The sequence below is a fragment of the Micromonospora foliorum genome, assembly GCF_022229015.1.
GTDB classification, from domain to species: domain Bacteria; phylum Actinomycetota; class Actinomycetes; order Mycobacteriales; family Micromonosporaceae; genus Micromonospora; species Micromonospora foliorum.
The window spans coordinates 26126-40242 of the sequence record NZ_JAKKFF010000033.1 but is presented as its reverse complement, the minus strand read 5'-3'; the positions used below and the strand labels follow the sequence as shown (position 1 = coordinate 40242).

Annotated in this window: 11 protein-coding genes and 2 pseudogenes; 6 read left to right on the top strand and 7 right to left on the bottom strand. The window is 69.3% G+C overall.

Annotated elements, in window-relative coordinates:
• Positions 1-64: 64 nt before the first annotated feature.
• On the top strand, positions 65-2287 hold the full coding sequence (locus PSH25_RS03565; protein WP_238657629.1) for an AAA family ATPase: 2223 nt from the start codon (positions 65-67) through the stop codon (positions 2285-2287).
• Positions 2284-3627: a hypothetical protein gene (locus tag PSH25_RS03560; RefSeq protein ID WP_238657628.1), complete on the top strand. Its 1344-nt coding sequence runs from the start codon at positions 2284-2286 to the stop codon at positions 3625-3627. Before PSH25_RS03565 ends, PSH25_RS03560 begins: the two co-directional genes overlap by 4 nt.
• 43 nt (positions 3628-3670) lie before the next feature.
• On the opposite strand, the gene PSH25_RS03555 is transcribed toward PSH25_RS03560, so the two are convergent.
• The 5 genes from PSH25_RS03555 to PSH25_RS03535 all read right to left on the bottom strand — a co-directional run bounded on the left by PSH25_RS03555 (position 3671) and on the right by PSH25_RS03535 (position 9064).
• Positions 3671-4066, bottom strand: a complete 396-nt coding sequence (locus PSH25_RS03555) for a hypothetical protein (RefSeq protein WP_238657627.1) — start codon at positions 4064-4066, stop codon at positions 3671-3673.
• Between the two features lie 996 nt (positions 4067-5062).
• Positions 5063-5377, bottom strand: a complete 315-nt coding sequence (locus tag PSH25_RS03550) for a hypothetical protein (RefSeq protein WP_238657626.1) — start codon at positions 5375-5377, stop codon at positions 5063-5065.
• Positions 5378-6132: 755 nt separating this feature from the next.
• The gene (locus tag PSH25_RS03545) at positions 6133-7587 is read right to left on the bottom strand and encodes a hypothetical protein (protein WP_238657625.1); all 1455 of its coding nucleotides are present in this window, start codon (positions 7585-7587) and stop codon (positions 6133-6135) included.
• A 272-nt stretch (positions 7588-7859) separates the two neighbouring features.
• Positions 7860-8501, bottom strand: a complete 642-nt coding sequence (locus PSH25_RS03540) for a hypothetical protein (protein WP_238657624.1) — start codon at positions 8499-8501, stop codon at positions 7860-7862.
• Positions 8498-9064, bottom strand: a complete 567-nt coding sequence (locus PSH25_RS03535; protein WP_238657623.1) for an RNA polymerase sigma factor — start codon at positions 9062-9064, stop codon at positions 8498-8500. The genes PSH25_RS03540 and PSH25_RS03535 overlap by 4 nt, the downstream gene beginning before the upstream one ends.
• A gap of 757 nt (positions 9065-9821) precedes the next feature.
• Here PSH25_RS03535 and PSH25_RS03525 point away from each other — a divergent pair.
• Together PSH25_RS03525 and PSH25_RS03520 are read left to right on the top strand one after the other, a co-directional pair.
• The gene (locus PSH25_RS03525) at positions 9822-10343 is read left to right on the top strand and encodes a hypothetical protein (RefSeq protein ID WP_238657622.1); all 522 of its coding nucleotides are present in this window, start codon (positions 9822-9824) and stop codon (positions 10341-10343) included.
• A 248-nt stretch (positions 10344-10591) separates the two neighbouring features.
• A pseudogene (locus PSH25_RS03520) lies at positions 10592-10939 on the top strand (transposase); the annotation flags it as partial.
• Here PSH25_RS03520 and PSH25_RS03515 read toward each other — a convergent pair.
• The gene (locus PSH25_RS03515; protein ID WP_238657621.1) at positions 10902-11855 is read right to left on the bottom strand and encodes a LysR family transcriptional regulator; all 954 of its coding nucleotides are present in this window, start codon (positions 11853-11855) and stop codon (positions 10902-10904) included. The pseudogene PSH25_RS03520 and the gene PSH25_RS03515 overlap by 38 nt on opposite strands.
• Positions 11856-11980: 125 nt before the next feature.
• On the opposite strand from PSH25_RS03515, the gene PSH25_RS03510 reads away from it, so the two are divergent.
• Positions 11981-13213 (top strand): serine hydrolase domain-containing protein, encoded by a 1233-nt coding sequence (locus PSH25_RS03510; protein ID WP_238657620.1) that lies wholly within the window; start codon positions 11981-11983, stop codon positions 13211-13213.
• A gap of 97 nt (positions 13214-13310) precedes the next feature.
• Entirely contained in the window at positions 13311-13709 is a 399-nt protein-coding gene (locus tag PSH25_RS03505; RefSeq protein ID WP_238657619.1) for a hypothetical protein, read from the top strand.
• A gap of 131 nt (positions 13710-13840) precedes the next feature.
• Here PSH25_RS03505 and PSH25_RS33870 read toward each other — a convergent pair.
• A pseudogene (locus PSH25_RS33870) lies at positions 13841-14086 on the bottom strand (sugar nucleotide-binding protein); the annotation flags it as partial.
• Positions 14087-14117: the final 31 nt, after the last annotated feature.

The following is a 14117-nucleotide window of genomic DNA, read 5'->3' as shown; positions in this document are numbered from 1 at the left end:
GACGGTGACGGTCCGGTGCTCCGGACCGCAGGTTGGTTCCATCATCCATCCCTGGACGGTGCCGATGCGCGCGACCGAGACCAAAGTGGTCGGTGTGCCGGTGGCCTACGGGCTGGAGACCTTCCGCAACCGGGTCGACGAGCTCGAGCACATCGTCGAGGCGCTGGTGCGGCCCGACACCCGCGTCGTGACTGTCGTCGGCCGGCGCGGCATCGGCAAGAGCGCCCTCGCCGCCAAGGCCGCCGAGCGGCTGATGACGGCCGTCGACGGACATCGTCCCGGCGGCATCGTCAACGTCAGCTCCCGCACCTCCGGGATCAGTCTGGAGCGGATCTTCCTCGACGCCGCCCACCTGCTCGGTCCTGCCGAGGAGGAGCGCCTGCTCCAGGTCTGGTCCAGCGGCCGTTCGGCGGCCGACAAGGTACTCGAACTCTTCACCGAGCTGGCCCCGCTGCGCTGCCTGATCGTCGTCGACAACCTGGAGGACCACCTCACGGACGAGGGGGAGCTGACGGACGAGGACCTACGGCTCCTGCTCGACCTGGTCTTCCGGGCACCGCGCCCGCCGCGCCTGCTGATCACCAGCCAGGTGCCGCCCGCCCTGCCCGCGGCGGTCCGCCGCTACGAGGCCCGCCTCCGGCTGGACCAGGGGCTCCCCACCGAGGAGGCGGTCGAGCTGCTGCGCGACCTCGACCGCTCCGGAACGACGGCGCTGGGCCACGCCAGCGGTGCCGAACTCGCCGAGATGGCCCGCAAGGTGTACGGCATCCCCCGCGCGCTGGAACTGGTCTTCGCCGCGATGAGCGACGACTACCTGACCATGCCGTCGCTGGGCGAGATGCTTACTTCGTTCGGCAGCCGCGGCGACATCGTGGCCGGCCTGGCCCAGGACCGCTACCACCGCCTCGACGAGCGGGCCAGGATCGTGCTGGACGTGCTCGCGGTCTTCCACCGGCCGGCGTCGGTGGAGGCGGTCGCCTGGGTGCTCCGGCCGATCGCGCCGGCTGTCGACGCCGCTCCGGCCCTCGCCACGTTGGCGCGTACCCACATGGCGACGCTGGACCGGCGGTCCCGCACGTTCGTGCTGCACCCGCTCGACGCCGACCTGGCCTACGCCGGCCTGCCGGAGTCCGGCGTGCTCGGCCGGCGGTCGCTGGAACGGCGTGTCGCGCAGTATTACCTGCACGAGGCACCGGACGAGTCGCGGTGGGAGGTCGTCGACGACCTGTCGGCGTACCGCTGGGCGTTTCACCACTGGGTCAAGGCGTACGACTACGGCCTGGCAGCGCGGTTGCTGGAGCAGATCGGCGAGTTCATGGTCTGGCGCGGATCGACGGCCGCCGTGATCGAGATGCACGCCGAGGTCGACGGCCACCTTACCGACGACGACACCATCCTGGCGCACCTGCTCGGCTTCGGTTTCGCCCGCACGATCGGTGGCCCGGTGGCCGCCGCGGTGCCGTTGCTGGAGCGCGCCGAGGAACTGGCCCGGGCCGACGGGGACGAGCGGAAGGTGGAGAACGCGCTGCGCCTGCTCGCCGGCGCGTACCGGCCTGCGGGTCGGCTCCAGGAGGCGATCACCAGCGGGCTGGCCGCCGCCGACCTGGCGCACCGGCTCGGCAACTACCACAACGAGAGCCACTCTCTGATCAACGTCAGCCTCGCCCACAGCTACCTGGGCAACATGGGCGACGGGCTGCGCACCGCCGAGCGGCTGCGTGAGCTCGGTGAGGCACACAACGACGACCTGCTGGTGGCGCGGGCGCGGGACGCGAAGAGCGCCGCCTACCTCGTCGGGCGACGGTGGGCGGAGGCCCGGGACGAGGCGGTCGCCGCCATCGGCGCGTACGAGCGCACTCGGGTCACCGAGGCGATCGGGTACGCCCGCAACGTGCTGGGCCTCGCGCAGCTCGGGCTCGGTGACACCGGGACGGCGACCGACACTTTCCAGCTTGGCCTGGCCGACGCCTTCACCTCCGAGCAGCCGAGGGTCGAGGGCTTCTGTCGGTACAACCTCGCCTGGGTCTACTGGTCGACGGGGCGACTCCAGGAGGCCACCGGCGAGGCACAGCTCAGCCGGCGCGCGTTCGAACGGGCCGGTAGCGCCGAAGAGCCGGCCGCCGCCGCGCTCGCGCTCGCCGCCGCCGCGATGCTGGCCGGCGACGTACCCGAGGCGTCCGCGCGGCTGGCCGAGGCGACCCGGCATGTCGGTGCGAACCCGGACCTTTGCCCGGCGGCATGGCTCAGCGCCGAGGCGGAACGATTGACGAGAGCGGGTGCGGAATGAGTGGACCGGAGGAACTCGTGGGCGCGGCCCAGCTCGCCTACTTCCACGGTCGGGACCGGGATGCCGTCACGTTGTGCGAACAGGCGCTCGACCTGCTCGACGCCGAACCGGTACGGCGACCGGAGCCCCGGGTCCGAGCGCTGCACGTGCTGCTCTCGGCCACCCAGCGCTGGTGGGGCGCCGAGGGGTCGCCGCAGCGGCCGACCGCCGAGTTGGTGGCGGCGGTGCTGGCCACCGCGGACGACAGCGGCGACCCGCTGCTGAAGTCGATGGCCCGGCACGCGCAGGGCGCGTACCTGATCGCCACGAACAGCCTGCCCGAGGCGATCTCCGTGCTGGAGGAGTCGGTCCGGTACGCCCGGGAGAGCGGCGACCCGCTGGCACAGGTCGACGCCATCGCCGAACTCGGCCACCATATGGCCGGCAGGGACCTGCTCCGCACGCTGGAGCTGCTCACCGAGGCGCACGCGCTGGTCGACGGGCTGGACAGTCGCGACATCGGGGTGCTGGTGCGATCGGGGCGGATTGCTGGCTTCCTCGGGGTCGGCCACTTCGACGCGGGGAACTTCGACGAGGGCGAGAGCTGGCTGCGCCGGGCGCTCGCCGACCTGGAGACCGCCGGCATCCTCGACCAGTTCCTTATGATGTCCAACTACCTCGGACAGCTCCTGGTGGCCGCGGGCCGCTTCGCGGAGGGGCGGGAGGTGCTCGGCCGGGCGATCGACCGTACGCCCCGGGAACCGGACGCCAGCACTCACCTCGGCTACAACCTCGGGCTGCTCGGAAAGCTGGAGTTGGAGAGCGGCCGGCCGGCCGAGGCGGCCGGCCCGATCAACGAGGGGTGGCGGCACCTCCGCCAGACCCAGCACGCGAGCGTCCGCCCGATCCTGCGCAACTACCTCGCCGAGCTGCTCATCCACCCAGGCTACGAGCGGCGGGCCCCGGCGGCTGCGGACCGGCTGCTCGTGGAGAACGAGGAGGACGCGCGTCGGACCGGCTTCCTGCGCAGCGAACTCAACGCGCTGATCCTGCACGCCCAGGTGCGGCTCGAACTCGGTGACCTGCCGGGCGCCGTCACACTGGCCGAGCAGGCGGCGATCCGGTTGGAGAAGGTGGGGGCGCTGCCGGCGCTGCGCAGCGAGGAGGTCCACCTGGTGCACCACGACGTGCTGCGGCGTGCCGGCCGGGACGCCGACGCGCAGCGGGCGCTCGCCCGGGCCCGGGATATCCTGCTGGCCAAGGCCGAGACGATGGCCGACCCCGAGCACCGCCGCGCCTTCCTGACCCGAGTGCCGGTGAGCGCCGCGATCCTCGCCGCGACCGACCGCTGGGGGTCGTGACCCAGCCGGGGGCGCCGGCGCCCCCGGCTGCTGTCGTACTAGACTAGGCGATTGCCGTCTGGGTACGGCAGTTGATCAGGTTCCCGTTGTCGGTCTGGCACACCGTGAGAGTCACGCTCGTTCCCTCGGCAATGCTCAGGTCCAGCTCGCGATAGGCGCCCGCACCACTGGTCAACCAGAAGCCGTCCGCGTGCTGAGTGCTGCCCGCCCACCACGTAGCGCCCACGTAGACGCCCCGGCCGTCCGCGTACTTGTCTCTCGCAACCAGCCTCTCTCCGTGCGCGGAGAACGAGCCGTGGCCTACCAAGTCGGAGACACCGGCGTGATAGTAGTTGACAAAGCAATCCCGGCCGGAGCCGTCCCACGACGGCTGGCAGGCTGAATCTATGGTGTCGGCGTAGGCGGCGGTGGACGTCACCCCGACCAGCACGGTGGCCAACGCCGCGACGGTGCCTACCCTTGCGCGCTTTCGCATGATCTCTCCCTGAGGTTGTGTGGGAGCGGCTTTCCTCATCTCGCTCCCTGTGATCGACGACCGGCCGGCCGGTGCCGGTACCGTCGAGGCGGCCGGCTGCGGCCGCGCCGGGCGACCTGACGACGGCCGGTTAACGATCGGCTGGCGAACGTCCAGCGTCTTCATTCCGACCCGGGGCCGAAGGCAGACGCTCCGGCATTCTGGTACGGCGGATGCTGCCACCGCAGGAATCGGCAACTGGAGGATCGCGATCAAGCTTGCGCAAATCTTGACAACGGCGATCCCGTGGGATCACCAGCATCCAGGGCGCGTCCTGTTGCATTACCGGATCGATGAACGCGTTGACCCTGGTGGGAGCCGAGGCCAGATCGCTTGGATTAGCTCAGCAAACGCCTTCGACGACGTTGTTGCCGGCGGGCACCGACGGCGAATTGGTAGTGGCCGAGGCGCAGCTAAGCCCTCGAGCGGATCATCGGCCCCAAGCGGTGTTGCTCCTGCGGGCGCCCCACCGGCGCACGGTGCCCCGGTAGGCCGAGGGGCCGTGCGCCGGTGCGGCCGGTCGGAGAATCCGACGACCGGCGTCGGCGGACGCCGCACTTCGAGGTCGGCGATCACGGCCGGGTACGGCAGGTGGCCATGCAGGACGTGTTCCAGGGCATTCTGATGCCGTAGTCGCTGACGTTAGCGCCTCGATGTGCCGTATGTACGCACCGTTCCGCGACCCCGAGCCGTTGGACTGGAGGCTGATTTGGCGCACCGCTCACGCCACGGCACTGATCCGCGCCTTCGCCGAGGCGGCGCGTGAGGCCGCCCGTCAGCTTTCGCCCGGTGGGCGCTCTTCGGCTTCAAGTCCACCGCTGTGAACATATCTGCGGTGGGCCCCAGCATCACAAACGCGGGTCGGGCACTGCCGAGGTGCCGGGCCGGGTCGCCAGGTCGTCGCATCGCCATACGACGACATCAGCTACCCCACAGCAGTGACACACCGAGCAGCCACAACAGCGGCGACGTGACGACGCCGACAACCGCTCCCCTGCCGGCCCAGCCAACGCTGGAGCAGTTGGGAGCCAGTAGCAGCCCTACCAGTGCGACGACCGACACCGGAATCGCGCTGGCGAAGAGGAACGAGAACGACCACATCGCCAGATCGTCGCTTCCGCGGGGGATCAAGCCGACGACGACTATCAACAGTGTGTGCAGGCCGGCCCCAGCAGCAAGCCCGCAGCCGAAGGCTGCTCGGGACGACTTTCCAGGTGAACTTTGCGCGATCTGCACACGGTGATGATGGCAAGTCTCGTCTTGGTCGTCCACATCAGGCACCGCAAAGAAACAGTGTCGTACCGACGGGGCTTCCTGATTGGAGCGTGGTCTGTTCCCGATTGAGGCATGTCCGCCGGCCTGGTCCAGCACCGCCCACCACGTCATCTCGGAGGCGAACAGTCAATGATCGTTCTCGGTGTTGACCCTCCCAATGACCTGCTGGTTGTCGTCGCTGTCGACGCCAACGGCCGGCAGCTTGGGGCGTCTCCCGGACAACTTCGCTGATCTGGTCGAGCACTGGAGAGCGGGTCACCACCACAATTGCGGTGGCGCCTGAGCCGACGGTGTCACCTTTTTGGGGGACGTGGAGTAGCGAATTCCCTCCGAAGCGGTAGCACCATGACTGCCTTGGTCGCTCTTTGCGCTGCTCCCCGCCTGGCTGGTGTCGGCTGTCGGCTGTCCGCCTAAGAGCTCCTAACGAAATGATGTTGGGCGTAACCCTGGGACGTGAGGGTCGTTCTGTCTGAACGTGAGGAGGGGTGAGCAACCGCCGTGGATCGTCTCGGACGACCTCTGGGCCGAAGTCGAACCGTTGCTGCCACCTCGAGCGCCTCGCCGGCACCGGTTCCCGGGCCGCAAGCCCCTCGACGACCGCAAGGTGCTGTGCGGGATCCTGTTCGAGAGGCCACATCGGACAACCGGGGCGGTCGCGCGATGCTGCACGGCCGCCCCGGTCGTCGATCTACTTCAGGGATGGTGGGTCCCTTCTGCTACACGGTCAGGTAGGCGTCACCGATGATCTGGCTGACCATGTTGCCGGCGGTGTCCGAGGCCTCGTAGCGCAGTGAGACCGCGCCTGCGGCTGGTTGACGATAGGTTGCCCGCCAGCGGTCTCCGGCCCAGTAGGTCGGGACCGGCTGCCACCGTTTGCCGCCGTCGACCGAGATCGCGATTGAAGCGCGGGTCACGGGCGGGCTGGTGTGGAAGGAGATGTTGGCAGGCGCGCCTGCGGTCGCGCGGTTGAGTTCGTCAAGCCGCAGGTCATAGCGGACCCTGGTGAGGGGTAGCGGCGCCGGTGCGCCGGTGGTGGCCGAGTGGAACGTCCACATCGTTTCGGTCTTGGGGCTCAATACCGACCATGGCACGGTGCGGTTCGCGATCGCGGTCAGCCGGTAGGTGCCCGGTGACGGCGGAACTGTGCAGTCGAAAGCCTCAAGGGTGTCCGAACCACAGAGCCTTACCCCGTCGGCGGACAGGGCGACATCACCGGTCACCCCGTCGTACGGGCCGCCGAAGTCGACGTGTCCCCGCTGCGAGTCGGCGTACAACGGCAGCCGGACGCTGACTGTGTCACCGTTACGAATGGCGGAGGGCTCGCCGGCCTGGTTGTGCGTTGCTGGGGTGATCGGGGCGGTGTTCCAGGCCGCTCGGGTCGTACCAGCCTGATGGTAGGTGCGTGCCGGGCCGGTCTGGTAGCCGGTCTGCTCGAACGTGCAGTCGCGGTCGGTCTGGCCGAACTCGGTGTACCAGGAGACGTCCGGGTTCGGCAGGTAGTACTCGATCCGTTCGGCGGGCAGCGCGAACCGAGTGCCGTAGGAGACCGAACTCGGCCGGCCCTGCAGGATCGCGCCGAGGTAGGTGCCACCGCAGGCGTCGACACCCTGCGCGGCGTACACGGTGCGCACGGCCGCCATGGCCGCCACCGGTACCCGGTAGCGCAGCACAGCGGGCACCCTCCCGGCCGTACTGTGCACCGCGTTGTACACGTCCGGACGGTCGGGCCGGATCCACGCCGTCTGCACGTACGTGCTCAGATCGGCCCGAGCTACGGACGGGGTCACGAAAAACCGGCCCGGGTCAAAGCGTTCGCCGCCCATCTCGTGGCGTACCAACCGGCCGGAACCGGTCCTCTGCAGGATGCTGACCATGGCGCTGACCTGCACGGCGCGCGGCTCGTCCAGCGTCACGGCCACGGGCACGGCGAGGCGTGCGTCCAGCGCGACGACCATCGTCGCGGCCTGAGACGGCGTGCCCAGCACCACCTCAGGTATCAGCACGAGCGTGCGTGACGCCGGTGCCGTGACCGAGCCGGGCGTGACGACAATGGCGCGCACGCCGTACCGGCCTGTCGGCAGGTCGACCGCGGCGCCCTCACCCAATCGGCCCCAGGCGACCTGCGCACCGGTCTCCAACTCGACGATGGTGTAGAAACTTTGCCCGTCCACCGCCGGCCGGCCCAGACGATCGGTGCCCTGCAGCGTGACGGGCCGCGTCGTCGTGCCAGATCGCTTCGACACTGGGGGCTGCGCTCGGCCTTCGCTCGTGTCAAGCAGGCGGATGCCGGCGAAGGGCCGGCCACTGCCCGAGGTCGCGGCGGTCGACGTAGCAGCGGTCGGTTCCACCGCCACGGCAGGCGCCGGACCGACCAGCAGCTCACCGCCGCTCACGGCGAGCCCGGTCAGCACAGCCAACACCGCCCCCGCACGACGCCCGGCGGTCACCGGCCACCCGCCGTCGTCGGTGCTGCGGCGGACGGCGCCATCGAGGAGGTGCCCGCCGGCGTGGCCCCGTCGACCGGCCGTGGCGGCGAAACGTTGGTGTCCGTCGGCCCTGGCACGAGATTCGCTGGCGCGACGAACATGTTGATCGTCGCGCAGGCCTGCGCCGCGCCGCCGTACCCGTCGCCCGGGATGACGACGACGCCGCCACCGGCGCCTCCCTTGCGGTACACGCAGGGGAACAGCTTCTCGGGCGCCGTGCCGGTCGTGTCGATCCAGTACTGGCGGCAGGTGTCGGCGGGGTCGGTTCCCGCCGTCCAGTGCTGGAAGGCCAGGTCGGCCTCGGCGCTGCGCTCGTTTGCGCAGGCGACCGTGCCGCCCGGCACGGTCCACGTCGGCGGCGGCTCAGGGGCGAGGGCCACGACTGCCGCCGCGGCCGTGCCGGCCAGAACCGCGACACCACCGGCGGCGGACAGCACCGGCCGAAGCCGCCATCGCCGCCGGCGGCTGCGGTCGTTCGCTGACGTGGCGGGAGTACCGGTCAGCACATGGGTGAGTACCCGCTGGCCCTCCGCCCCGCGCGCCCATCCGGTGTCCACCGCCGGCCGAGCTCGTCGCACCAGGTCGTCGATGTCCTTCATCGGGTTCCTCCAGGAGTGCTCACAGTGCGTGGGCCGGTGGTGGCCGGCGCGGGGGATGGGCCCTGCGCGGCCCCGATCTCGTCGAACACGGCACGGAAGCGGCGACGGGCCCGATGCAGCCGAACCGCGTACGTCGGACGCGAGACGCCCAGCACCTTCGCGGCCTCGGCTGGACTCAGATCGAACCAACCAACGGTCACCAGCACCTCACGATCCGCGTCGCCGAGCCGGTCCAGCGCCTGCCGAACCCGATCGCGCAGGGCCACCTTCTCGGAAGGGCCCTCGACCGTCCTCAGCTCACGCAGGTTGCTCAATCGATCCGTCAGTGCGACACGAGCCGCGTTCTGCCGTCGGCGCGCCAGAACCACGGTTCGAGCGACGCCGAACAGCCATGCCCGCTCCTGGCCGGGGCGCACCCGGTCCAACGAACGCCAGGCCACCAGGAACACCTCGCCCACCACGTCATCGGCGTCGGCGTCGGCGACCCTCCACCGCGCGTAGGCATGCACATCATCGGCATGGCGGTGGAACAGGTCGGTCAACCTCGCTGTGGGATCTCGCACGGCACCTCCACAAATCGGTACGGTCACCGGTACCTGTCGGAGGAGGCGGCGGACATTACAGGTTCACCGCCATAATTTTGATCCAACTAGCGAACGTCGACTCACCGGCACCCCCAGCGGCGGCAGACGCCAGTCAGGCACACGCGACGGGTGCCGCGCGTCGAAGTGACGTGGCGTTTCGAGGCTGTCTGACGATCCCGACTCGGCGTGCGAGGGCGGACCGAGGCTCGGCCGCTGCGTGGGTGCGCTGACGCGGCACGCCTGGACTACCTCTTTGCGTCCATGCCTGCCCGGACTCACCGTCAGCACCGGCTACGCCGAGCTCATCAGCAGGCTGACCAACGCGCCCCCGCGGCCGTGATCGGGCAGCCGTCGCGTTGGTCGCCGGGTTGATCTTCAAGGCCTGCGGGGTGCCGGTCACTTTCTGGGTGGGAACGTTCAAGGCCCTGCGCAACATCAGCGTCGACCCATGGCGGATCGGAGTCATCGTCGCTGCCGCTTTGGTCCTGCTCCACTTTGACCACGCCCATACCACCTGACCACGCCCAGCGATCACCCGCTTGCGCGGAACAGCTCACGGAGTACGGCTTCATCGACTGGTTTACGCTCCAGCACTATGACCGGTTCGACGGGGAGTACCCCACGCCGATCGCGCAGGCGGACATCGAGATCCCCATCAGCGGCACGTTCTGACCTCGCCGACCTGATGCCCCACAGGCGCTCGCCGGGCCGGGTCCTGGTCGTCACGCTGCTCGTCGTGACGGCCGGGTACCTGGCCTGGCGGGTCGCCGTCTTCGCGGGCCTGGAGGCCCACTTCGGCAGCGGCTTCGACGAGCAGCGCTTCAACCGGCTGCAGCAGGAGTACGACCGCCGCGAGGACGCCTTCGCCCGGGCCGACGCCCGGATGCGGAAGGTGATCGCGGAACACCCCCGCGCCGAACGCATCGACTGGAGCCGGTACAGGACCTGCGTCCGCGAGCCCGGCCGCCCCTCCGACACGTGCACGACGACGCCCCCGCGCGACCAGGAGGTGTACGACGCCCTCGGGGGCGTCAGCGTGATCCTCTACCAGCCCAAGGACGAGGGCCGCACGTTCTACCGCTTCTACCATGAGGACCCCCCGCGCTACACGATCATGCGCGCCCCCGAGGACACCGCGGAGGAGGCCGAGGACTACGCGGACGCCCATGGCTTCCGCTCCACCCGCCCCCTCGGGCCCGGCTGGACGATCCTCGGCCCGATCGAAGACATCGGCCGCGAGGAGAAGCAGTTCCCGTAGGAGGCTCGCGGAATGCTTCGCCGGGAAGCAGCAGGCACGAGAGGAGACCCCCACCCCCGTGAACGCGTTACGGAGGTTGAGGAGCATCCGAGCGAAACCGGCGCTTGTACTCTGCGTGATCAGTTTCCGCAGATAACGGCCCAGTTGGTGGTCTTTGTGGAGTCGCCGGTGGCAGGTTTCGGTTGCGGCGAGGTGGATAAGGCTTGGAGCGATCGGCCTGAGTTCGTACACCCGGGCCAGGCTGCGGCGACGTCACCGCCGCGAAGATCCTCGCCCGCTCCGGAGTCGTCAACAGGTTCCGGTCGGAGTCCGCGTTCGCCTCGTACTGCGGGGTCGCGCCGATAGAAGTGTCTCCCGGTGACATCCAACGGCACCGCCTATCGCGCGCCGGCGACCGGCAACTGAACTACGCCCTGCATGTCATGGCCATGGCCCAGATCAAACGAGCAACCCCGGGCCGGGACTACTACCAGCGCAAACGAACCGCAGGCAAAACCCACAAGGAAGCCATGCGCTGCTTGAAACGGCGCCTGGCCGACGTCGTCTACCGCACCTTGATCAAAGATGCGGAGACCTCTCTGCTACCGGCGGGTTGACAAGAGAGGTGCCGTTAGCGAGACAGCCCCGATCAAGGGATTCGACTTTTTGTGCAGCTCGTCTGAATGCTCGAATGTGCTCCGTCTCGGTTGCGGTGCGCCAGACCGGGGCCCATTGGATGAGGCGTCCGTCTTCGATGGGCAGATAGGTGATGTTGGGCCATGGGTAGAAATGTGCGGCCTCGGCGGCGACGATGGTGACGGCTTTGCCCGTTGCGACGACGGACAGCTCCTCGTGCCAGCTGGACACCCTGGGGCCGCGGCGGATCGGGCGGCCCGTAGGGGTGTGGAATGGATTGATGGCCTCTTCCATGTAGGCGGGCAGTTCCTCGGCGCTGGTCAGCACGGTGCAGTCGCCGAGATCCTCGATGGCGACCGACGTCCGGCCGGCGAGTTGGTGGCTGGCGCCGATCATCAACATCGCCTGCGAGACGTGGGTCACTGGACCGACGGTGAGGTCCGGTTCGCGGACGGGCAGCCACAGCAGCGCGATGTCGACCTGACCGGATCGCAGCTGCTGGAAGGGCGCGGTCGGCTGGATCTCCCGGTAGTGAATCTCGACGGCTGGATGGCGTGCCTGGAACACCTCGATGATCCTGCTGACGGCAAGGGTTTGTGGTCCCATCCCGCCCAGGGTGAGCGGACCCGCGATGCCACCGCCGTGGGCGACGGCGTCCTGGATCGCCTCGGTGATCTGTCGGTAGCCGGCGCTCAGGTTGTGACGGTACCGATCGCCGAGCTGGGTGAGCGCGACGGCGCGGGTGGTGCGGTCGAACAGCGGCGCCCCAATGATCCGCTCCTGCTTCTTGATCGACTGGCTGACCCGGGCGGTGGTCAGGCGCAGCCGGTCGGCGGTGCGCCCGAAATGCAGCTCTTCGGCCAAGGTTAGGAAGATTTCGATGTCGCGCAGCTCCACCCGCCGATTATCAACCCTGGCTAAACAGAGTGTTGCCGAGGTTGCCGTTGATCACCAGGCCGGTCACAGCGGACGCTGTACGGAGGGATCTTGTAGATCGAGCAGTGGTCGGCAAAGGGAGTTTGATGATGGGACAGGGTGGCAGTGGCTTCTCCGAGACAGGGCTGCGCAGGTTGCATGACGTGCTGGCCCGGCACGTGGAGTCTGGGAAGATTCCCGGGCTGGTCGCCCTGGTCAGCCGGGGCGGGCGAACGCATGTCGAGACGCTCGGGACGATGCGCCACGATGGCGGGCCGCCGATGCGCCGGGACACGATCTTCCGGATGGCCTCGACATCCAAGCCGGTATCGGTCGCGGCGGCGATGATCCTGCTCGACGAATGCCGGCTGCGGCTCGACGACCTGGTCCAGCAGTGGCTGCCGGAGCTGGCCGACCGGCAGGTGCTCAAGCGGATCGACGGGCCGCTGGACGACACCGTGCCGGCCCGGCGGCCGATCACCGTCAGGGACCTGCTGACCTCCACGTTCGGGCTCGGGATGGACATGACGGCGCTGGGCACTCCGATCATGGGCGCGGTCTTCGAGCAGGGGCTCACGCCTGACCTGCCGACCCCGATGCCCGAGCCAGACGAGTGGCTGCGCCGGCTCGGCACGCTTCCGCTGATGCGCCAGCCCGGCGAGCAGTGGCAGTACCACATCAGCAACGACCTGCTCGGCGTGCTCGTCTCCCGGGTCACCGGCCAATCGTTCGAGACGTTCCTACGCGAACGCGTCTTCGATCCGCTGGGCATGACCGACACCGGGTTCCATGTGCCCGCCGAGAAGATCGACCGGCTGCCGCCGCTGTACGCCCCCGACCCGCAGACCGGACAGTTCCACGTGTGGGACCCGGCCGAGGGCGGACGGCACAGCCAACCGCCGGCGTTCCAGGGCGGCGGCGGAGGCCTCTCCTCCACCGTCGACGACTATCACGCCTACTTCCAGATGCTGCTCAACCACGGCATGCACGGGTCCGAGCGGATCCTGTCCCGGGCCGCCGTCGAGCTGATGACCACCAACCGCCTCACCCCGGAGCAGACCGCCGCCCGCACCGCCTTGGCCACCAACAACGTCCACGTTTCGTTCGGCCAGGGGCAGCACGGCGGCTGGGGCTTCGGAATGGCGACACGCACCTACCGCGGCGACTACGCGCCCATCGGCCAGTTCGGCTGGGACGGCGGCGCCGGCACCTCGACCTACGCCGACCCGCGTAACCAGCTCACCGGAATCCTGCTCACCCAGGTCGGCCTGTCCGTCCCCGATCCAGCCCGGCTGATCCACGACTTCTGGACCACCCTCTACCAGGCGATCGACGACTGAAAACCGGCCCGCATCCGGCCGGTCGGCAAATGTCGGCCGGCGTACCGGATCCGCGACGTCATCGACACCAACCCACATCACCAAGGAGCAGAACATTATGTCCATCACCCTGACCGGTCAGGACAAGACCACCCTGCGCACCGCAGCGTACGGCGCCATCACGCTGCTGTCCGCTGCCAGCGGCTCGCCTTCCAAGATCGCTGCCAACGGCAGTATCGCCCTCACGTCGGCAACCGGCCCTGTCGGGCACGTGCTCGCCGACTACCCCAAGGGAAACGACGCCAGCGGCAGATCCGTAGCCGAGATCGCCGACCGCGTGCTGCCGGCGCTGACAGCGGCGATGGCCCTGCTCAAGAGCCAAGCTCCCGCAGAAGCCAACAACTTCCGCAGCACGGTCCTCACCGCAATCGAGGCCGCCACCGGCCATGCCAGGCCCACCCCCGTCGAAACCGACATGATCCGCAAGATCACGGAAGCCCTCGACGCCACCCGGTGAGGATAAGACGATCTTGGTTGGTGGACGCGGAAGGCGCTGCTGTTGCCGTAAGCCTCATGCGCCGCGGTACGCGTTGACGGGCCCGGTCGCGGCGTCCTCCGGATACGGCTGCGCCGCGTCGCCGGAAAGACGTGGTCGGTGGAGACATGGAGGAGCCACGCGCCGGTCGTGGCGCAGGCCCGGGCCAGCTGCGCGACAGCCGTCCCATTGACCGCCGCCGCGGCCTGCTCGCGCGCCTCAGCTCCGTCCACGTCGGTCCGGGCAGCGGCGTTGAGCACGACGTCGTGCGCGGAGACGGCGCCACAGGTCGCCGCGGCGTCGGTGATGTCGAGGTCGGCCCGACTTGGCGGCGGTGACCGCCAAGTCGGGCCGGGCACGCAGCACGGCCAGCAGGTCCCGCCCGAGGAT